Here is an 18,895-nt window from a genome sequence, read left to right on the forward strand (position 1 = left end):
CTCCTGCTGGCCCACGCGGACGACGCCGCGCCCTCCGACGTCCGGCGGATGCTCCGCGCCGCCGCCGCCCACGCCTGGACGAGCGGCGACACCGGATCCGTCCGGGCCGCCGCGTCCCGGCTCGCCGACGACCCGTTCACCTCCGGCCTCGCCGCCCTCGCGGCCGAGGACTACGCGACCGGCCTGCCGCTGCTCGACCGGGCCGTCCGCGACGGCGGACCGGACGCGCTCCAGGCCGCCGTCGTCCTCGGCGCGGACGAGCGGGCCTTCGACCTGGCGACGACCGCCGTGTCCCAGGCCCGCCGCCAGGGCCGGATCGGCGCGCTGCCCGACCTGCTGGAAGCGCTCGCGCGGGTGCAGCTCGCGATGGGCCTGCACGCCGACGCCGAGGCGTCCGCCACCGAGGCCCGGGCACTGGCCCGCGACACCGGCCTGCGACCGCGCGGCGCGGCCGTCCTGGCCCGGCTGGCCGCCCTCCAGGGCGACGAGACCGGAGCGCGCGCCCTCACGGCCGGCCTGCCGTCCGCGGACCTCACCCGTGCCCTCCTCGATCTCGCCCTGGGACGCCACGACGAGGTCGTCCGCCGCCTGGAGGACGTCTTCCGCGGCCCGCACCGGCACGCCGCCGAGGCGATGGCCGCGTCCGCCGACCTGGTCGAGGCGGCCCTCCGGACCGACCGTCCGGAACCGGCCACCACGGCGCGGGCCCGGCTCGCCCGCTGGGCCGACACGAGCGGCCAGGCGTGGGCCGGGGCCCTCGCGCTGCGCTGCGAGGCCCTGCTGACCGACGCCGAGGAGCCGTTCGTCCGGGCCCTGGAGCTGCACGACCAGGCCACGCGCCCGTTCGAGAAGGCCCGCACGGAACTGGCCTACGGCGAATGGCTCCGCCGCCACCGCCGCCGCTCGGACGCCCGGCCCCGGCTGCACTCCGCGCTGGAGACCTTCGACCGGCTGCGCGCCACCCCCTGGTCCGGCCGCGTCCGCGCCGAACTGCGCGCCAGCGGCGAGGGCACGGCCCCGACCGTCCCGGCCGCCACCGCCCCGCTGGACCGCCTGACCCCGCAGGAGCTCCAGGTCGTCCGGCTCGCCGCCGAGGGCGTCAGCAGCCGCGAGATCGCCGCGCAGCTCTTCCTCAGCCCCCGGACCGTCGAGTACCACCTGTACAAGGCGTATCCGAAGCTCGGCGTCTCGTCCCGCCGCGAACTGTCCCGCATCCCGCTGGCCACGCCCGCCTGAGCCTCCGGCGGGCGCGGCCCCCGGCGGTCAGGACACGGGCGCGGCCCTTGGCGCTCAGGACACGGGCAGGCGGCGGGCGAGGAAGTCCTCGGTCAGCGCCCAGGCGCGCGCGGCGGGCTCGGGCTGGTGGAAGATCGGCGAGGTCCGGTTGTGGAAGGCGTGCCCGCCGTCCTCCTGCACGTGGAACTCGACGTTCCCGCGCCCGGCGAACGCCTCCTCGACCTTGGTGATCTCCTCGCGCGGGATGTACGGGTCGGACCCGCCGAAGTGGAACTGGATCGGCACGGTGATGTCCCCCGCCCGGTCCAGCAGGCCCGGAACGCGCGAGCCGTAGAACGACACGACGGCGTCCAGCTTCCCGGACGCGTTGGCCGCGAGCAGGTACGCCAGCGACCCGCCGAAGCAGAACCCGACCGCGCCCACCCCGCCGGACACCTCCGGCAGCCCGCGCAGCCGGTCGAGGGCCGCCTCCAGGTCGGCCTGGCCCCGCTCCCAGTCGAACCGGGACGCCTTGTCGCCGGCCTCGGCCATCATCGTCTCGCTGTGCTCGACCGTCCAGTCGCGCTCCAGCCGCCAGAACATGTCCGGCGCGGCCACGACATAGCCGAGGGCGGCCAGGTCCTCGGCGACGGCGGCCATGTAGTCGCCGACCCCGAAGATCTCCTGGATGAGCAGGATCCCGGGTCCGCTGCCCTTCTCCGGCAGCCACACGTGCAGGGAGAACTCGCCGTCCGGCACGCGGACGGCCTCGGTGCGCTTCGTCATCCGCCCAGGATCGCGTAAACCGCCGTGGCGTGCGCCACCAGGTCGTCCGGACGCCCGTCCGCGGCCATCGCGACGTCCGCGAACGCCAGCGTCCGTCCCAGCTTGGTCAGCCGGACGTCCACGAGCACGTCCGCGTCCCGCACCGCCCGCTGGAACGTGGTCTGCAACTGGACGGTCGTCATCGGCACGAACCCGCCGCGCGCCCCGGCCACCGCGAGCACCGTCGCCGTGTCGGCCGCCGCCATCAGCGCCTGCCCGCTGAGCCCGCCGCCCTCCCGGGCCAGCCGCCCCGACCAGGGCAGCCGCAGCCGCGCGGTGCCCTCCCCGACCTCCTCGACCCGCAACCCGAGGTCGAGCACCCACGGCGCGAAGTTCTCGCGCAGGACCTTCTCCGCCTCTTCTACCGTCACCCCGTCATGATGCACGCTGGAATCATGCCCGCGGAGGTCTTCCTTCCCGCCACCTACGCCGACGGCGTCCCCTACGACACCTTCGCCCGGCTCCGGGCGACCTCACCGGTCTGCCGGATCCCGGAACCGCCCGTCGGCCCCTGGCCGTCCGGCCCCGGCTACTGGGCCGTCTTCCGGCACGCGGACGTCAAGCACGTCCTGCGCACCGCCGCCGACTTCTCGTCCCACCTCGGCGCCACCCAGATCCGCGACCCCGACACCCCGGAGGACCTGGAGTTCGTCCGGGCCATGATGCTCAACCAGGACCCGCCCGACCACTCCCGCACCCGCCGCATCGTCGCCGCCGCGTTCACCCCGAGGGCCGTCCGCGCCCTGGAGCGGACGATCACCGACCGGGCCCGCGCCCTCGTCGCGTCCGCCCGCGGCGAGACCGACTTCGTCGACCTGGCCGCCGACCTGCCCGTCTGGACACTCGCCCACATCATGGGCATCCCGGACCAGGACCGCCGCCTCCTGTACGACTGGGCGTCCCGCATCATCGGCTACCAGGACGCCGACTACGCGGGCCTGTCCACCGCCGACTCGACGCCCTCAGCCCCATGGGCCGCGCCTCCGCCGCCCGGCGCCCCGCCCTGACCCGCCCGGACGGCCGTCCGGTGAACCCCCGCTCCCAGGCCGCCCTCCGCGACATGTTCGCCTACGCCCACGCCCTCGCCGACGAGAAGCGCCGCACCCCGGGCGAGGACATCATGTCCCGCATGCTCGCCGGCGGCCTCACCCGCCCCGAGTTCGAGAACATGTTCTTCCTCTTCGCCGTCGCCGGGAACGAGACCCTCCGCAACGGCATCCCCGGCGGCCTGCTCACCCTCCTCCAGCACCCGGACGAGTTCCGCCGCCTCCGCGACGACCCGTCCCTCCTCGACACGGCCGTCGAGGAGATCCTCCGCTTCTGGCCACCCGTCATGGACTTCCGCCGCACCGCCACCCGCGACCTCACCCTCGCCGGCCGGACGATCCGCGCCGGCGAGAAGGTCGTCGTCTACCACGCCTCGGCCAACCGCGACCCCGCCGTCTTCCCCGACCCGGACCGCTTCGACATCACCCGCACCCCCAACGACCACGTCAGCTTCGGCTTCGGCCCCCACTTCTGCCTCGGCGCCCACCTGGCCCGCACCCAGATGCGCGCGATCTACCGCGAACTCCTCCCCCTCGACATCACCCTCACCGGCACCCCCGTCCGCCTCGTCTCCAACTTCCAGAACGGCCTGAAGCACCTCCCCGTCCACATCACCCCCCGATACCGGGATGCGCCCCCGCCACCCCCCACCTACACTCGACCCCGTTCCGGGTAGGATCGCCCAACGGGTCGCTAGCTCAATTGGCAGAGCTCCGGACTTTTAATCCGTAGGTTGTGGGTTCGAGTCCCACGCGACCCACCACCCTGACCAGGGCAAACGCGAGAATGCCGCGTTTGCCCTGCGCCATGTTTGGGGTAGTTCGTCCCCGTGGCTGCTCCATGGCTGCTCCGTGGTCGTCCGGCGGCCCACGTTCCCCCCGGTCACCCCCCGGTTTTCGTTGTCGGTACGTGCGCCCATGAACCGCCGTGATACGGCTGATGCCGTTGCCGCCCGTGTGGGCCCGTTCGGCGCGTGGGGGCCGTCCGGGGCGCTGTGGGGCCGTGGGGCGGGTCGTTGATGGGGATCCGCGTCGTCCCCCAGGACGTGATCCGTCGCGTGTGTGCCGTTGGCGGCTAGGTCCTGTTACCGCCATGCGGTCAGGCAGCCGGCTCTCGGAGGCCGACGGCGTGGGAAGTTCGGCCGACACCGACGGCCCCCCTGCCCCATTCAGGACGTGCAGCTGAGGCGATCTATGTGCCGTGACGCCTGATGCATCACTGTCGGTGCATCAAAATTGGCTCTGTTGCGATTAAACCATCAATGGTATCCATTGTTGTAGCCGTTCTAGCGGCACCGGTCGGGGCTTCAAGGGGGAACGTGTCGGAACAGCCGTGTGTGCCACCAGGCGACCCCGCCGAGCCAGCCTTGGTGCTCAGGGGCCCGGCGATGCAGTTCCCCTTCATGCCGAGCCCCAAGAAGATCGTCTTCGGCTATGACCCGGACGAGTTCGAGGAGTTCGTCAAGGAGTGGGTTCCAGCACTGAATCCGCTGTACGTGCGAGTGGAGCGGCACGGCGGTAGCGGAGATCATGGGATCGATGTGGCTGGCTACCGGACCAAGGATGGCTTGGAAGGGTCATGGGACAACTACCAGTGCAAGCGCTACAAGGGTGCCTTGAGCTGGAGTACAGCCTCGGCTGAGATGCGGAAGATGTTCGTTAGCGTGGTGCTGGGACACTTCGTCTTGCCAACTCAGTACGTCTTCGTCGCCCCTGTAATCGCTCGTACCCTACGGCAGACTCTCGCGAAGCCAAGCAAGGCCCGTGCGATGTTCCTGAAAGATCTGGCGGGAACCAACGACGAGGTCATCACCCGACTGACGAAGGAGGAGCAGCGGCGTGTATCGGAGCTGGGCCAGCAGACAGATTTCTCCATGTTCGTACCGATTGACCTGGACCAGATGCTTGCCCAGCACAAGACCACCCCGGCTTGGGCAACACGCTTCGTCGACGTGCCGCGCGAACGCCCTGCCATCCTGCAACCTCCGGACCAGCACAGTCCCGGCGAGGCCCGCTACGTCCAAGAGCTTGTGAAGGTGTATGCCGAGCGTTGGAAGAACGCGGCCGACACGCTGGAACTGATCGCCCAGCACCCCAAGGCCGGCGACCATATGCGGCGTCAGCGCGAGGCGTTCTACAGCGCTGAATCCTTGCGACGCTTCGCCCGCGACGCCTATCCAGACGGACACTTCGACGCGATCTTGGACGACGTCCACACCATAGCGGTGGAGGTGTCCGACCGAACCTTCACACTTGGCTGGGACCGTCTACAGGCTGTCCTCGAAGCGGCCGGGGTCACTGCTCTAACTGAAACAGTTCTCAGCCAGTACGTGAGGCCCCTGGACCGCAAGGGGGTATGCCATCACCTAGCGAACGATGGCCGGCTAACGTGGTGTGAGGCAGAGGGGTCCGAATGAACCCGCTCAACAGCCCGTTGGAGATTGGGGTGCGAGCTCTGGTTCTGCTGGCAGAGAGCCACCCCCAGCCTCTAGATCTGGCACAGCTAGCCGTGCTAGATCATGCCGTTTTACACAGTGGTGACCTCGACGGCCCGCCAAGCCTGCACCCGTCCCTGCCCGGCCATACGGGCGAGTTGGGCATGAAGCGCACCGTGCTCGAACAAGCGTTGCTGGTGCTGATTCGCGCCGGGCTCGCCAGCGTTAAACCGGACGAGACCGGCCTGGTCTATTGCACTACCGAGCGCGGGCCCGCTTTCGTCGACATCCTCGAGGCCCCCTATGTGGCGCGTCTGCGCGAGCGGGCCGAGTGGGCCGTGCACCACTGGGCGCCGGGGACCGACGTGCGCGCCGCCACAGCGGAACTGCTCAACGGCTCGCTTCCCACACCTAGGCCGAGCGAGGGTCGTCGTGACTGAGCTGCAGCTGACCCATCTCACCTACGCCAGCTCCAATATGCCTCCGGCACAGATCGTCTTTGGGCCAGACCTGACCGTCATCTACGGCACCTCCGACACCGGCAAGTCCTTCATCGTCAAATCGATCGAGTACATGCTGGGTGGCACCGACCTGACTATGGTGCGGGAGGCGGACGGCTACACCCAAATTCTTCTGGGGCTACTCATGCCGGACGGCAGCCCCCTGACCTTGGTCCGCGCCCCTGAGAGCAACAGTATCCACCTGCACAACGAGGATCTGCGCGACCAGGTGATCCGTATACCGGATAGGACAGTTACCGCAGTCCACAGTATCCGCAGCAAGAACAGCCTCTCGATCCACTTGCTGCGCGCACTGGGCCTGGACGAGATCCTGATTCGCAAGAACGAAGCGGGCGGAACTCGCCCCCTCGCCCTGACCGACCTGGTGCATCTGTCCCTGGTCACCGAGCACCGCATGATCGGTCAGCTGCCTCCGGTGCTACGTACGGGTACAGCCACGACCCGCACCGCAGAGCTGTCTGTCATGCGCTTCCTAGTCACCGGCGAGGGAGATCCTTCCGTGGAAACCGGTCTCAACGCCGGTCAACGCCGCGTCCACAAGGGACAGATACAGCTCCTGGACCAGCTCGCCGCGGACCTGTCCTCCAAATTCACCACGCAGGAGAACGACCGCCAACTGCGCGACCGACTCATCCGAATCCGTGGAGCATTGGAGGATCAATCCGGCCCGCTGCGCCAAGTCAATGAATCTCATAGCGAGGCAATCGACTCCCGCATGGACACCGCTAGAGAACTGGCCGTCATCGATGAGCGACTAACCGAAGTCAGTGACCTGCTGAGCCGTTTTCGACTACTGGAGTCCCAGTACCGCTCGGACCTTGAACGTCTGGCGATGGTCAATGAGTTTGGCAGCATCCTGGGCTACTTCCAGATCGGCACCTGCGTGTTCTGTGGTGCAGAACGCGAGCACCAACATCCCAACCATAGTGTGGAGGAAACCACTCAGCTTCACATAGCTGTGGAGGCGGAGGCCGCCAAGACGTCCGCTCTACTCGAAGATTTGCTGCCCACCATCACCGATCTGGACGGCGAACAGACCGTCCTTATCAATCGTCGAGTTGAGGCCCAGTCCCAAATCTCCGTCTGGGACCAGATCATCGCCGAACTAGAAGGTGGAATCGCACTTATCCGATCGGACATCGAAGAGCTTGTGGAGGAGCGCTCCGCTATCGAGCGGGACCTGGAACTGCACAAACGCATCGCAGAGCTGGATGAAAAACGCTCCAGCCTAGTCGGTGCAGGAGCCGTCTCCGCCACCCGTGCCACCCAGCACATCCCGACGAACATCCTGGGCGATTTCGACTCCATCCTCCAACAGACTCTGAACGCATGGCAGGTCCCAGGTGTCGATCACGCAGAATACGATCAGTACCATGCCGAGATCCGAGCGGGCGGACGCACCCGGGCGGGACGTGGCAAAGGCGTGCGATCCGTCCTGCACTCAGCGTTCACCACGGCGCTGGCCCGCTTCTGCATGGGCCGAGACCTGCACCATCTCGGCTTCGTCGTCCTGGACTCACCAGTGGTCACCTACCGCGGCCCGGAACCTGACGAAGTCCCCGATGTCGAACTGACCTCTACCGTCGTCGACCGGTTCTACAAAGACATGCTGACTTTTCCTGGCCAAGCCATAGTCATCGAGAACGGCGACCCGCCGACCAAGGTGCTCTCAGAGGCCACCACCTACCACTTCACCGGAACCGGAGGCCAGCGAGCAGGCTTCTTCCCCACCTTCCTGCGCTAGTGCCAGGAAGTAGAGTCACGAAAGCGGCAGGCCGGTTAGACAGAGGTCGTGTCGGCGTTGAGGATGATGGCGGCGGCGTCTTCGGCGGACTTGCGGGCCAACTGCGGCAGCAGACTGGTGTAGATGTCGGCGGCGATCGCCAGCGATGACAGGCGAAGTGTCTCCTGGACGGTCTTCATGTCGTGCCCTGCGGCGAGCAGGAACGAGGCCGCCCCGTGGCGCAGGTCATGCAGGCGGATGGGCGGCAGCCCGGTCTCCATCGACAGACGCTCGAACTGGTCGGTGACGTGGTTGGGGCGGACCGGGTTCCCGAGTCGGTCGGTGAAGACCAGGTCGTAATCGTTCCAGGCGTCTCCGGCGGCGAGGCGTTCGGTGTTCTGCCGGGCCCTGTGGGCGCGCAGGACGGTGACGGTGGAGGCGTCCAGGCTGATGGTGGCTTCTCCGGCGTCGGTTTTGGGTTTGCCCTCGAAGGTGTCGGGGCCGATCTGGATGATCTGCCAGCGGATCGTGACGGTGCCCTCGTCCAGGTCCACATCGCTCCAGCGGAGGCCGCAGGCCTCCCCGCGCCGCAGTCCACGGAACGCGATCAGGTAGTACAGGGCGTACCAGCAGTGTCGTTCGGCGCGTTCCAGGAAGCGTTTGGTCAGGGCGGGTGTCCAGACCATGACCTTGGACGGGCGGGGCGCACCGATGTAGGCGTCGATGCGGTTGATCTTGTTGCCCTGCCCGCGCCCGGGGTCGTGGCCGCGCAGGCGTTCGCGGCGGGCGTTGATGGCGGCGGTGTAGGTGGCGAGGTCTTTGCGCCACTGGGTGATGCGTTCGGGCGTCCAGATCAGCGCCTTGGGCGCCTTCCCGGACGGGAGATCTACGAGGGCGGCCACGTTCACCTCCACCCGCCGCTCCTTCACCGCCCTGGTCAGGGCACTGCGCAGGGTCGCGCGGATGCGCTGCTTACTCGCCGCCCCGACCACCCGCCGTCCTTTCACCAGACGGCGCAGCTCCGGGTCGCCGGTCTCGCGGGCGCGGAGGATCAGGTCGTTGAACTCGTCGATCTCCTCGAACATGCGGTCCACGTCGGCGACCCGGAGCCGGTCCAGCCGCAGATGCCCCAGGTAGGGGATGAGGTACAGCTTGATGTGACTGGCGTAGGCGCGGCGGGTGCTCTCCCGCAGACCTTTGCGTCCCCGCAGCCACTGCGACAGGTACTCGCCCACCGTGATCACCTCGGCGAGGTTCTGACCGGTGCGGACTTTCCGGCGGACCTCCTCGGGCAGGGGCAGCTGCCTGGTCGCCGCGACCGTCGCGATGATCAGGTCGGCGATCTTGGTGGCGAGACAGCTGTCCTCGCCGGCGATGTTGAGCAGTTCCCGGGCCTGCTCCATCTCCTGCTCGGCGTCCTCGACCCGCAGGTACCCGCCCCGGCGCAAAGGGCCGCGCCGGGTGCCGTCGGCGTTGGGCGGCATCTCCAACTGGTAGTTCCACTTGCCATGGGTGCTGCTCCACCGCCCGACGGCCCGGTACAGCTTGGGGCACTTGCGGCCGAGTTTGCGGCCCGCCTCGTCACGGCAGCCGCACGATTTGAAGGTGCTTCCCCTACGCGCCACGGTCACCGCCCAGCCCGGTCCGAGCCCGCCGCACCGGGCGCGTTGGCGGGGGTGAGGCCGAGGAAGGTCTGCAGGTCGCTGGTGCACACCCGATAGGAACGGCCGACCTTCCACACCCGGAGCGGGAACGTGCCGGTCCGGGCGAGCTCGTATGCCTTGGTACGGCCGACCCCCAGCGCGCGGGCGGCGGTGACCAGGTCGATCGTGGCGGGAAGCTCCCGGATCTGCCCTGCCGTCAGCCCCCGGCGCACCAGCGGCTCGCGGCGCGCCTCCGGCGGGGAGACCGGTACCGGCCCGGACGAGGTACGGCGGCGCGTCCTCGCGGGCCTTTTGGGAGTGTGGGCGGTGGTGGGGTCAGGCACAGAACGTCCTCGTTTCGGATGGCGGGTGAAGGCAGGGAAGGTTGCGCGATGAATCGCGGGCCGCGCTGCCGCGCCGGATTGGGGCGTTCGCACTTGCCGGACGGCCGTTCGGGCCGCTGGCGGGTGGGTGATGATGGCGGTGAACATGCGTGGATGCACGCTTGTCTCCCCGCTCAAGGTCCAGTCCGTCGCTGCTCGGGCGAGGTGACCCCGCGGCGGCCACCCGCCCCCCTGTTCACTCGCTTAGAAGACCGAGACCGCCAGAGATTGGACGCCTGGGAAGGTAAAGATCCGGCGCACGTGCTACGGCTGGCGAGCCCGGCCTTTGATCCTGCGATGCCGTTCAGCCTGTGAACCGCCAATGATCAGCCCGTCGATCGCCAGAGCGCGATGGAGGCCAGACGGCATCCGTTCCGCTGCCTTCCTCACCCGGAAGACGGCACGGCCATCGACCAGAGCACCGCCTGCTGCTCCGGCAGGTGCCAGAGCAGCAGGCCCGACTCTCGCCGTTCCCGCACTGATCCGTTCAGCGGGCCGAAACGTGGTGATCAGCCGCGCCCCCGTCTGCGAGCTCACTGGCCGAGATCCAGCGTGAGCACCACCCCGGGCCTCTTGGCCTGACGGGCACCACCACGCACCGGCCAACGTCCAAGCGGCGGCACCTGGCGACCACCGCGCCCACCTCGACGCCCCGAACAACCGGCGTCCACGTCCAGCAGGTACCCGCCGCAGCTGCTCGCCTTGAACCGTTCTGGCTCACGCGTGCCACCGTGGCGCGAGTCCGCACAGCACGCCCGCCGCCCGACCACCTAAGACCACCACCGCGGACAAAGGATGAGACAGCCGCGAGGCGCCCCAACCCCCTTTCTGCTCTCCACCATCTCCCGCGCAGCACAAGCCCGCGCCCAGGCCCCACCCCATGAAGAACCGGCCCTCATCCCCTCGCCGGCGGGTTGAGCGAGGTCGGCGACTCCGCCGAGGCTGCACCCGGGTCAACGCGGGCTTGTCCTCGGTCGGGGAGGCGCGGGTGCATGCGCGTCCGGCCCCATCCGGGACCGAACACGCATACGGCGTGCGGACCATCCCGGCCCGTCCCGTCCGGTGCCCCGTGCACCGGTCCCCGGTCGTGGCCCCGGTCCGGCGTCGTCCGATCGAAAGGGCATCACCCGACATGAGCCACGACGACCGCACCATCCCGCCCGTGGGGCGCGAGCCCGCCCCATCCAGCGCCCGGGACGCCGTTTCGGCCGTCCCCGCGCTGGTCGCCCGACAGGTATGCAGCCTGGTGGACCCGCTCGCCCTGGTCTCGCTGCTGTCGCCCGACGACGCGGGCACCACCCTGGACATGCACGAGGGCCAGATCGGCGTCCTGCCCTTCCGGCCGGGCCTGACCTGCCCCGGCCGCGCCTGGTCCGGCCGCCTGGACTGGGCGGCCCTGATCCTCTACCCGGCCACCACCAAGCCCGTGAAGTACCCGATCAGCGAGGACCGCCTGGCCACCGACGCCGCCCAAGCGAAGGTCTACCTGTTCCCCGCGCACATCTTCACCGAGCGGGCATGGCGGGAGGGCGGCACCTTCCAGCACATCGACCACCGCAACGACACCCAGCCGGGGGTGTTCTGGGTCAACCTCGAGGACGCGCCCGCACGCGGCGACCTCGACCCCTACGAGATCGCCAATCCCTTCATAACCGACCGGTCATAACGAGAATCCATGAGTATCGGGAGGGACGGCCGACAGGCGTCCCTCCCGAGACCTCTTCACCCACGGACCGCTGTGCCCCGAATCGGGCCGCCCCGGGGGGGGAGCACCGGGCGGCCGTCCACCGAACTTCGAGATACACGGGCCCCTGCGTGGCCCCAGCACCTCAAGGTGCCTGGCCTGGGGGCTTGAACAGAGGCGAGACCGCGCGACAGCCCCAGAGAAGACTGGCGAACAGCAGTGCGGCCTTCCTCGCGCCCCATGCCGCCACCACGCGCCGGACTGTTCCGGCGTACCGGTACTCGGCGTGACCCGATCTGGTGAAAGCGTGACGCGCCCGTCCCGGTCGCCCCTGACCCTGGACGGGAACGGGGACACCACCCGGCGCATGTGGCGGGCGGTGGCCCCGCGCGGCGTGTCCGGCCCCATGCCCCCGGACGGGCGGACGGCACCCACCGGGGACGCCCGAGCATCCGCGTCCGGCACCGTACCGGGGCGGCCGGGGGCATCACACCGGCGGCAACCGTTCCTCGCACGGGTCACCGGGCGACAACTGCCGCCGTGACCACGGATACGCGCACCGCCCGCGTCCGTCCGGGAACACACGGGTCCGGCCCCGCCGCGCGTCGTGAGGACGCGTGACGGGGCCGGACGAGGATGGGCGGGTCGTGTGTTCGGCGGACGGCCGCAAACGTCAGGGGCGGGGCCGGTTGTCCGGCCCCGCCCCTGACGTCGGGTGCTATGCGGTGGTGTCCGTGCCGGACGCGGCACCGTCGGCGGTGGCCGGGACGTTGGCGCGATAGCGGATCGGGCGTTCGGACGTCAGCACGGCCTCGCCCTGGTTGGCCATGGTGGCCAGGGCGTTGGCGACCGCGCCGGACGACCGGTCCAACACCCGCGCGATCTCCCCCGGCGTGAAGTCGGTGCCGGGGTGGGCGTTCAGGTGCGCGGCCACCGCCGGACGCAACGGCGCCGGAGACTTACGGTCCCCCGTACCGACCGGCCCACCCACCGGAACCCGCCCCCCGCCGCCGGTGAGACGGGCACGGCGGGCGCGGGTGTTGCCGGTCACAGCCGCCAACGTGTTCGCCGCGCCGAACACCGGCGCAAGCGCGGCACTGATCGCATCAGTGTTCGCGTCGGCCGCCACCGCCGCATACGCCGCCGTCGCCGACGCGATCAGATCCGCCAACCCCTCACGCGCCGCCTCCGCCGCGCGCGCCCGCGCCAACTCCGCCTCGATCTCCGCCCGGCGAGCCTCCTCCCGACGCTGACGCTCCTCCAGATCCGCCTTCGCCGCCGCCCGCCGGTCGGCCTCCTCAGCCATGATCCGCATCGCCTCCGCGATCTTCTCCGGCGTCAACCCCGCAACCGGGGCCGGGGCCGGGGCCGGGGCCGAGGCCGAGGCGTCCGGCTCGTGCGTCACGTCGTCCGGCGTCGCGTCCATCGCGTCGTCCGGCGTCGCGTCCGTCGCGTCGTCCGGCGTCGCGTCCGTGGCGGTGTCGGGGGCGGCGTTCGTCTCAGGGGCGGGGACGGCCGGGGCGGGACGCCACACGTCCCCCTCACGCGTCACCACGCCCGCCGCCGCCCCCATCTCACACACGTCCCGGGTGACCTTCTGAGACACCTTCGCCGTCTTGGCGATGGTGGCGACCGTGCCGCCGCCGGTGGCCGTCAGCGCGTCCCACACCCGCCGCGCGGTGTCGTCCCAACCCGCCGGGTAGCCCGGACCGGCCGACGCGTCCACGGCGGCGTCCGGTGTCGCGTCCGGTGTCGCGTCGGGGGTGGTGTTCTCGGGGGCGGTGATGGTGTTCGCGGCCATTCTATTTCTCCTTTTCGCCATCCCGGCGCGGGGCCATTGCGCCCGCCGGAACCGGGGACCGTGCATTTTGTTCTACATACAGCATCCCTCGATAGTCGCCATTCCACACGCCGAACACGCCACGAATAGCATTACCCAAACGGCTGGAGAGGCTTCCCTAACAACCAAATGAACACCCGAACAACCTAGCGCCGTTGACCGCGAAGAACTTGACTTCGCCCGCACCACCCACTACCTCGAAAGAAGACACATTCATGTGGCCCCGAACACCTCTCCCGGACAGGAAAGCACCTTCGCTCAAGAAGATCCACGGCGACGTCACGCCATCTCGACGTGCGCCTTTCCAGCGGAAGGCGTCGCCTCACTCCACGAAGGCCGGCCACAGGGCACCACAGGAGACGTTCCGCAGTTATTCAGACGGAAAGAAGGGGGGAGCCAAGGAGGAGGGAGAGGGTGTAACACCTCGGAGGGCTCAGCCCTCGCTTCGCGCGCACCTACTACCAGGGTTGTCCAGGAGGACAAGTCGGGGCGCTCAGAACGGCCCCAGATACCCATTGACCTGCAGCTTCTATATCCTCTAGGGGTTTCTGTCCAGACGACACCCCCGTACGCCACTCAAGACACCCCCACAACACCCCCATCGCATCGATACCCCTTGCCCACCTTTGCCCGAAAGAAGGCGCTTGCAGACCACTCAAAGGATTGAGGAGGCGCAGCCTCGAATTAACACAGACCAACCACAGCGCCAGCTGAGCGGGGATGCAGAAAACCAGGCCACTGGATAAGTCACTGAAGCCGTCTCATCACCTCAGTGAACACAGTGCCTTTGAGACGGGCGAATTCGGCGGGCTGCAACTGAAGGCTTTTGCGTCTCGCCTGCAGTCATCGCCCACTCAATGCGTCGTCAGCGCTTGCGCCTCGGCGATGCGCAGCCGGAAGCCGGAAGATCTGGTCAGCGATGGCAATTCGCCCCCGACGCCGCCTGAGCCGACCCAGGTCGCCTTCCACACGACCTCGGCCGTCACCCGGTAAGCCGAGTGGGGCAAGCCTGCCGAGGAACGCTGATAGGTATAGGTGCAGGTGTGGTCTTGGCCGGCGGGTGCCCGGGAAAGGTCGTAGGGCGTGCCCGGCCCGTCGCACGACAACACCTCGCCGTCTCCGGGCCTGATGTTCAGTCGCGAGGGCGTGGCCGCGACCTCCGCCCACACTCCCCCCGCTGAGGCCCGCTGCGTGCGCGGGCGCCAATGCGCTCGGTCGGCCCAGAAGAACTCCGGCAACCCGACCAGACCGTCATGCTTGCGCGGTGGTGCCGTCCGGATCACCGGCGACGGCAGCACCAGGTGCGCCACCGCACGCTGCGCCAGCACCTCCGGCGACGGACCATCCCCGCCCCGGGGCAGCGGCTTGCACTCGATCGAGGTAACCGTCCCCTTGGCCAGCAGACACGAACCGATCTCAACCGCGGTGGGCACCACCGTGGGCGTTGAGCCGCGAGCCGGTGCCGCGGCCTTCCCTCCCGGCGAGCGTTTCGGCGCAGCGGGAACCACGGCCCAGGGGTCGTAGCCGAAGGCGTGCGTCACCACGCCCCGCTGCGGGCGCGGATCACTGGCGAGCGCAGACGCCGCCGTCAGGGGCTGGCACAGCGTCCACCCCGCCAGAGTCATGAACGCGAGGGCTCGCATCGGTTCCCCATCAGCATCTTCTGCTTGAGCCGCCACCGGCCATCCGCGCCCTGCAGCATGTCCGCCGCGATCTCCACGCGAGGACTCCCCGCGGTTCCGGGAATCAGCTGGTGGGTGCGGGCCCGGGCGATACCGGCGTGTGACACGTCCTGGCAGTCAGTGACCCGCGCGTAATGCCCGTTCACCTTCACTGAGGTGACGTGGACGATCACGCGTCCCCACGGCTCGACCCCCTTGCGCTGCCAGTTCGCGGCGCCGTCCAGGAGCTTCTCGGTGTGTGTGGGCTCCGAGTACGGTGCGAGCACCGCCCGGCCCTGCTCCCGGGGAAGAACCGCCGCCCGTGGCGAGGCATCCCAGTAGGCGGTGTACGCATCCGTCACGGCCTGTTCGGCGGTCACCGGCGACGCTGCCGATGGGAAATGGCCCCTGACCGGATCGCCAGCCGCACCATGCTCCGAACACCCGGCACACAGCAAGGCGCCGCCAACGGCACAGATCGCTCCGAGGCCGGTCAGCCGACGAGAGACCACCACCCAAACCTCCTGGCTACTCTTCGTAGCTGTTCAACAACGGCGAGCAGCTCAGAAGGTGCCCCCACAGCTCACAAGAGCGGGCCAGCCTCCGCTCGGCACCCTTGACTCGATCGTGACGTCACCCGTAGACGCCATCCCCGCGTGTACGGGGGACCTCACCGCGAGGGCGACCGACACCGGCGAGGCGGGAATCCCCATGTGTCCAGGCATGGAACGCTTCTTAGCGCGCCAGCCACCTGGAGCATCGCAACCGAGGAAACTGAGTGTTAGTGCGCATACCCTCGTCGTCGGACGCCTCGGCAAACAGGAAGACCCCGCCCGTTGCGTCCGATATCGACGGAATGGGCGGGGTCCTGGAAGCGGTTCCCGTATCCTGCGTGCGGGGACCAGCCTGATATCCGCAGGCTGGTCCCCGCTACGAGACAGCCGAGGCCGGCCAGCCGAACGGGTCGTCTATGGGCTTGTCGAGACCGAACTCGATCCAGACCTTGTGCCCCAGCTCCGGACTGCCCTCGATGCCCATCCTGTAGGCAAGCTGGGACACCAGGTAGAGCCCCCGGCCGCTGGTGGCCATCAGATCCACCGGGGGCTTCACGGTCGGGATGCCCCCGCCCCCGTTGTCGACCACTGCGATGTAGGCCGGGTCGTCGTACACCAGCTCCAGCCCGAACCAGCCGCCGTCCTGGCAGGTCCGTGTGTGGCGGATGGTGTTGGCGGTCAGCTCCGACACCACGAACTTCACCACGTCCACGCATGCCGTCCCGGCGAACAAGGCCGCGGCGAAGTCACGTGCCGACGCCGTCTGATCCGGACGGCCGGAGAATGTGCGCCGCCAGCGCATCTCGTCCGGCCCCCATAGCCACTCACCCGCCGTCCCCAGCGGTGTCTTCTTCAGTCCCATCCCGTGTTCCTCTCTGACTCTCGCCCGCCGACCGTTCACCGGTCCCGGATGTCCCACGAGCGAACCGACCGACATGGACCAACACCTCCGTCATCAAGGTCAAGACACACCACTGTCACGCACTCCCTCGGCCGCCTAGGCAGCCGCCGAGTTGGGCTTATAGACGTCGCTGCTTCCCGAATCTCCCTTCGTATCGACGAACGGGACCTGGGTTCTACCGGTCGCAATCATCCAGCCGGGCTGGATTGTGGCCATTCGGATGAGGGTGCGGATGCGCGCCAGACCGGCGATCATTCCCAGCAGCATGTGTAGGCGAGCAGGAACGTGGAGGTCTGCGGAAGCTCGCCGCCTCGGCAGTCCCCCGGCTGGGCCCATTCACGATGCATCGTGGAGCGAGCTCCGCAGCAGCTTGGCGAGGTCGTCGATCTGGTCGGTCGGAAAATGCAGGCTCGCCCAAGGCCCCATTCCGCCTTGACGGATCGGCGCTGAGGCCATCCATCGTCGGTACTCCGCCACCGGCTGGGCTATGGCGCGTAACCGAATCATGTCTTCGATCGGCAGCGTCACCCACGCGAGCCCCTCGTAGAAGTCGCCGTACAAGGGGCGGTGCTCCACCGGGGTGCGAGTACCTCCCGCGCGGATCGCCTGGCCCGCATCCTGACAACACCTCAGCGAGGTGTAACCCGACGCCCACAGCGCCTTGACGAGCGGCACCATCAACTCGTCCACCCTGACGGACTTACCGTCCGGGGCGGTCACGGCACGGGTCGGGTGGACCTGTACGGGCCGGCAAGGACGAAAGTCGGCCATGCCGTGTGCTCCTCCTCTGAGTCGAGTTGGAATCCTCCGGGCGGAACGCATCGGGAAGTCGTCCCGCCCGGAGGCGTGCTGGCGGGGCATCGGGCCAGGACTTCGCCGCCACGCTGAGTCCTGCTGCTCCGGGCGCGGGCTCCTACAACCCTTGGTCGGGGGAACCTCTGGGAGGTCACCCGCCGGGCTTTGCCCGATGCCCCGGTCTTGGGAAATTGCGGTCGGCGGACCGCGCCTGGCGCGCCTTGCGATGGCCGCGGCGGCATGCTCCAAAGGAGGACGTCTCCACGGGCGTCGACCGGGCGGACGCTTCCACCGTGATGAGCTCGTTGATGCAGCGTTCGATGACGTTGGGGGGTGCGGTACAGGGCCGGGTCGAAGGTGATTGATCTTTTCCCGTCACTTCCGAATCAGATTTTCGCCAATTCGAAGGACGGTTGGGATACGACCTCCCTCAAGCCGTTCAGCTGGTCGCGCGGCAGATAGATCTGGGCATACAAAGCGAGCTGCATGCCGCTCTCCTCGTCGTGCACGACGGGGACGGAGATCCTCCATGATCCTTTCTGCCAGCGCACCGTGACCGCTCGGCGGAAGGAGGTCTCCGCCAGAGCGTTGGTGAGGGCGGTCGCGTCGAGGACCGGCATCTTCAACCAGGCCCAGCCGCGGTAGTACTCCACGTATCCCGCGTGGCCGGTCGGTTCGCGGTCGGGCTTGCTGTTGCGGGCGGCTTCGGCGTACTCCCCCGAGTCCTGGCAGCAGCCGACCGTGGTCAGCCCGGCCGACCACAGAGCACGCACGATGGGGATCATCTCCACGTCGATGAGCGCGGTCGTCCCGTCCGGTGTGAGCAGGCTTTGGGTCGGGTGGATGTTGGGTTCTTGATCAGGCATGGCGGCTTCTCCTATGTGCGGTGCTCCGTCCACCGGTGTGCGGCCTCGGCCATGTCGCGGGTCCACGGTTCGCCGTTGTCGTCGGCGATTCCTCTCCACATCGCTGTCTGGGTATGGGAGAACTCGGTGACGGCTTGGTGTGGCGCGGAGGACCAGCTCGGCATCCTGGCCGCCCATGTCTCGGCTTCGGCGGGCGTGTGGCCGGACGCGATGAGCCAGACGACCCAGCAAGCCGGGTCGATCCAGGCGGCGCCGCGTGTGGGCCAGGCCCAGTCGATGATCCAGGCGCTGTCGTCGGTCACCAGGACGTTGCTAGGGGTCCACTCGGTGTGGAGCAGTGCGTTACCGGCGAACAGCTCGGGGCGATCGGTGTAGGCGGCCCAGCGTTGTTCGGCCCGCTTGAGTTCGATCGGGGGCAGTTCGATGCGTTGTAGTCGCTGCATCGACTCGGTCAGCTTCGGCAGGTCGGCCGAGCCGGGCGCGTAGTCGATGCTCCGGCCAGCGATGTACTCGAATCCCAGCAGTGACCAGCCGTCGCCCTGGTGAGACCACAGCAGCTCGGGAGCAATGGGGCGAACGTAGGGGTTGACGAGGCGTTCGCGTTCCTGGGTCCAAGCGCGCGGGTGGTCCTCACGCAGCCCCTTGACGAACGTCGTACCGGTGTCCGTGCGGATGATGACGGCCACTTCGGAGTTCCGGCCCTGGCTCACCGGCTGTGCGTGGCAGACGGGGCCGGTGTGCTGCTCGATGAGGTGGCGGAGGTCTTCCCAGTTGACTCGCTGGATCACTGAGGAACCTTACTG

General features: G+C 68.7%; 19 protein-coding genes and 1 tRNA gene. 8 read left to right on the top strand and 12 right to left on the bottom strand.

Features of this window, described 5'->3' with window-relative positions:
* Nucleotides 1-1,236: helix-turn-helix domain-containing protein (locus DZF91_RS12920; protein ID WP_147341125.1), on the top strand; the 1,236-nt coding region annotated here is incomplete at its 5' end.
* Between the two features lie 54 nt (nucleotides 1,237-1,290).
* On the opposite strand, the gene DZF91_RS12925 is transcribed toward DZF91_RS12920, so the two are convergent.
* Together DZF91_RS12925 and DZF91_RS12930 are read right to left on the bottom strand one after the other, a co-directional pair.
* Complete coding sequence (locus DZF91_RS12925; RefSeq protein WP_117357721.1) at nucleotides 1,291-2,001, bottom strand: dienelactone hydrolase family protein; 711 nt, start codon at nucleotides 1,999-2,001, stop codon at nucleotides 1,291-1,293.
* A complete protein-coding gene (locus tag DZF91_RS12930) occupies nucleotides 1,998-2,411 on the bottom strand; it encodes a PaaI family thioesterase (RefSeq protein ID WP_117357722.1) in 414 nt (137 codons plus the stop codon). Before DZF91_RS12930 ends, DZF91_RS12925 begins: the two co-directional genes overlap by 4 nt.
* Nucleotides 2,412-2,435: 24 nt before the next feature.
* Here DZF91_RS12930 and DZF91_RS41980 point away from each other — a divergent pair, with 24 nt between their 5' ends.
* The 6 genes from DZF91_RS41980 (at nucleotide 2,436) to DZF91_RS12955 (ending at nucleotide 7,786) form a co-directional block, all read left to right on the top strand.
* The gene (locus DZF91_RS41980; protein ID WP_235834247.1) at nucleotides 2,436-3,047 is read left to right on the top strand and encodes a cytochrome P450 family protein; all 612 of its coding nucleotides are present in this window, start codon (nucleotides 2,436-2,438) and stop codon (nucleotides 3,045-3,047) included.
* Nucleotides 3,011-3,763: a cytochrome P450 gene (locus tag DZF91_RS41985; protein ID WP_235834248.1), complete on the top strand. Its 753-nt coding sequence runs from the start codon at nucleotides 3,011-3,013 to the stop codon at nucleotides 3,761-3,763. The genes DZF91_RS41980 and DZF91_RS41985 overlap by 37 nt, the downstream gene beginning before the upstream one ends.
* Nucleotides 3,764-3,774: 11 nt before the next feature.
* A tRNA-Lys gene (locus tag DZF91_RS12940) sits at nucleotides 3,775-3,850 on the top strand.
* Between the two features lie 624 nt (nucleotides 3,851-4,474).
* Nucleotides 4,475-5,503 (top strand): ABC-three component system protein, encoded by a 1,029-nt coding sequence (locus DZF91_RS12945; protein ID WP_199486600.1) that lies wholly within the window; start codon nucleotides 4,475-4,477, stop codon nucleotides 5,501-5,503.
* Nucleotides 5,500-5,961 carry an ABC-three component system middle component 2 gene (locus DZF91_RS12950; protein ID WP_117357723.1) on the top strand — a complete coding sequence of 154 codons (462 nt, stop codon included), beginning with the start codon at nucleotides 5,500-5,502 and terminating at the stop codon, nucleotides 5,959-5,961. Before DZF91_RS12945 ends, DZF91_RS12950 begins: the two co-directional genes overlap by 4 nt.
* Nucleotides 5,954-7,786, top strand: a complete 1,833-nt coding sequence (locus tag DZF91_RS12955) for a coiled-coil domain-containing protein (protein ID WP_117357724.1) — start codon at nucleotides 5,954-5,956, stop codon at nucleotides 7,784-7,786. The genes DZF91_RS12950 and DZF91_RS12955 overlap by 8 nt, the downstream gene beginning before the upstream one ends.
* Before the next feature lie 35 nt (nucleotides 7,787-7,821).
* Here DZF91_RS12955 and DZF91_RS12960 read toward each other — a convergent pair whose 3' ends face one another.
* Both DZF91_RS12960 and DZF91_RS12965 read right to left on the bottom strand, forming a co-directional pair.
* On the bottom strand, nucleotides 7,822-9,390 hold the full coding sequence (locus DZF91_RS12960; protein WP_147341126.1) for a tyrosine-type recombinase/integrase: 1,569 nt from the start codon (nucleotides 9,388-9,390) through the stop codon (nucleotides 7,822-7,824).
* 2 nt (nucleotides 9,391-9,392) lie between these two features.
* Nucleotides 9,393-9,752 (bottom strand): helix-turn-helix domain-containing protein, encoded by a 360-nt coding sequence (locus DZF91_RS12965; protein ID WP_235834249.1) that lies wholly within the window; start codon nucleotides 9,750-9,752, stop codon nucleotides 9,393-9,395.
* A gap of 1,171 nt (nucleotides 9,753-10,923) precedes the next feature.
* On the opposite strand from DZF91_RS12965, the gene DZF91_RS12970 reads away from it, so the two are divergent.
* Nucleotides 10,924-11,457: a hypothetical protein gene (locus tag DZF91_RS12970; RefSeq protein ID WP_117357727.1), complete on the top strand. Its 534-nt coding sequence runs from the start codon at nucleotides 10,924-10,926 to the stop codon at nucleotides 11,455-11,457.
* 736 nt (nucleotides 11,458-12,193) lie between these two features.
* Here DZF91_RS12970 and DZF91_RS12975 read toward each other — a convergent pair.
* The 8 genes from DZF91_RS12975 to DZF91_RS41990 all read right to left on the bottom strand — a co-directional run bounded on the left by DZF91_RS12975 (nucleotide 12,194) and on the right by DZF91_RS41990 (nucleotide 18,880).
* Nucleotides 12,194-13,342 (bottom strand): hypothetical protein, encoded by a 1,149-nt coding sequence (locus DZF91_RS12975; RefSeq protein WP_147341127.1) that lies wholly within the window; start codon nucleotides 13,340-13,342, stop codon nucleotides 12,194-12,196.
* Nucleotides 13,343-14,169: 827 nt separating this feature from the next.
* A complete protein-coding gene (locus DZF91_RS12980; RefSeq protein ID WP_117357729.1) occupies nucleotides 14,170-14,958 on the bottom strand; it encodes a hypothetical protein in 789 nt (262 codons plus the stop codon).
* Nucleotides 14,937-15,356 (bottom strand): hypothetical protein, encoded by a 420-nt coding sequence (locus DZF91_RS12985; protein ID WP_117357730.1) that lies wholly within the window; start codon nucleotides 15,354-15,356, stop codon nucleotides 14,937-14,939. Before DZF91_RS12985 ends, DZF91_RS12980 begins: the two co-directional genes overlap by 22 nt.
* 550 nt (nucleotides 15,357-15,906) lie before the next feature.
* Nucleotides 15,907-16,392, bottom strand: coding sequence for an ATP-binding protein (locus DZF91_RS12990; RefSeq protein WP_158587930.1), 486 nt, complete (start codon nucleotides 16,390-16,392; stop codon nucleotides 15,907-15,909).
* A gap of 135 nt (nucleotides 16,393-16,527) precedes the next feature.
* Nucleotides 16,528-16,686 (bottom strand): hypothetical protein, encoded by a 159-nt coding sequence (locus DZF91_RS39745; RefSeq protein WP_158587931.1) that lies wholly within the window; start codon nucleotides 16,684-16,686, stop codon nucleotides 16,528-16,530.
* 81 nt (nucleotides 16,687-16,767) lie between these two features.
* Nucleotides 16,768-17,121 (bottom strand): hypothetical protein, encoded by a 354-nt coding sequence (locus tag DZF91_RS12995; protein WP_147341128.1) that lies wholly within the window; start codon nucleotides 17,119-17,121, stop codon nucleotides 16,768-16,770.
* A 491-nt stretch (nucleotides 17,122-17,612) separates the two neighbouring features.
* Nucleotides 17,613-18,092, bottom strand: a complete 480-nt coding sequence (locus tag DZF91_RS13000; RefSeq protein WP_117357733.1) for a hypothetical protein — start codon at nucleotides 18,090-18,092, stop codon at nucleotides 17,613-17,615.
* 11 nt (nucleotides 18,093-18,103) lie between these two features.
* Nucleotides 18,104-18,880, bottom strand: a complete 777-nt coding sequence (locus DZF91_RS41990; protein ID WP_117357734.1) for a protein kinase family protein — start codon at nucleotides 18,878-18,880, stop codon at nucleotides 18,104-18,106.
* Nucleotides 18,881-18,895: the final 15 nt, after the last annotated feature.

It is taken from the genome of Actinomadura logoneensis (assembly GCF_003428695.1).
GTDB lineage: Bacteria > Actinomycetota > Actinomycetes > Streptosporangiales > Streptosporangiaceae > Spirillospora > Spirillospora logoneensis.

Coding starts and splice junctions, on each gene's coding strand:
- DZF91_RS12925 (WP_117357721.1), bottom strand. CDS start 2,001: ATGACGAAGCGCACCGAGGCCGTCCGCGTGCCGGACGGCGAGTTCTCC.
- DZF91_RS41980 (WP_235834247.1), top strand. CDS start 2,436: ATGCCCGCGGAGGTCTTCCTTCCCGCCACCTACGCCGACGGCGTCCCC.
- DZF91_RS12975 (WP_147341127.1), bottom strand. CDS start 13,342: ATGCACGGTCCCCGGTTCCGGCGGGCGCAATGGCCCCGCGCCGGGATG.
- DZF91_RS12990 (WP_158587930.1), bottom strand. CDS start 16,392: ATGGGACTGAAGAAGACACCGCTGGGGACGGCGGGTGAGTGGCTATGG.
- DZF91_RS12980 (WP_117357729.1), bottom strand. CDS start 14,958: ATGCGAGCCCTCGCGTTCATGACTCTGGCGGGGTGGACGCTGTGCCAG.
- DZF91_RS12945 (WP_199486600.1), top strand. CDS start 4,475: ATGCAGTTCCCCTTCATGCCGAGCCCCAAGAAGATCGTCTTCGGCTAT.
- DZF91_RS12970 (WP_117357727.1), top strand. CDS start 10,924: ATGAGCCACGACGACCGCACCATCCCGCCCGTGGGGCGCGAGCCCGCC.
- DZF91_RS12950 (WP_117357723.1), top strand. CDS start 5,500: ATGAACCCGCTCAACAGCCCGTTGGAGATTGGGGTGCGAGCTCTGGTT.
- DZF91_RS41985 (WP_235834248.1), top strand. CDS start 3,011: ATGGGCCGCGCCTCCGCCGCCCGGCGCCCCGCCCTGACCCGCCCGGAC.
- DZF91_RS13000 (WP_117357733.1), bottom strand. CDS start 18,092: ATGCCTGATCAAGAACCCAACATCCACCCGACCCAAAGCCTGCTCACA.
- DZF91_RS39745 (WP_158587931.1), bottom strand. CDS start 16,686: ATGATCGCCGGTCTGGCGCGCATCCGCACCCTCATCCGAATGGCCACA.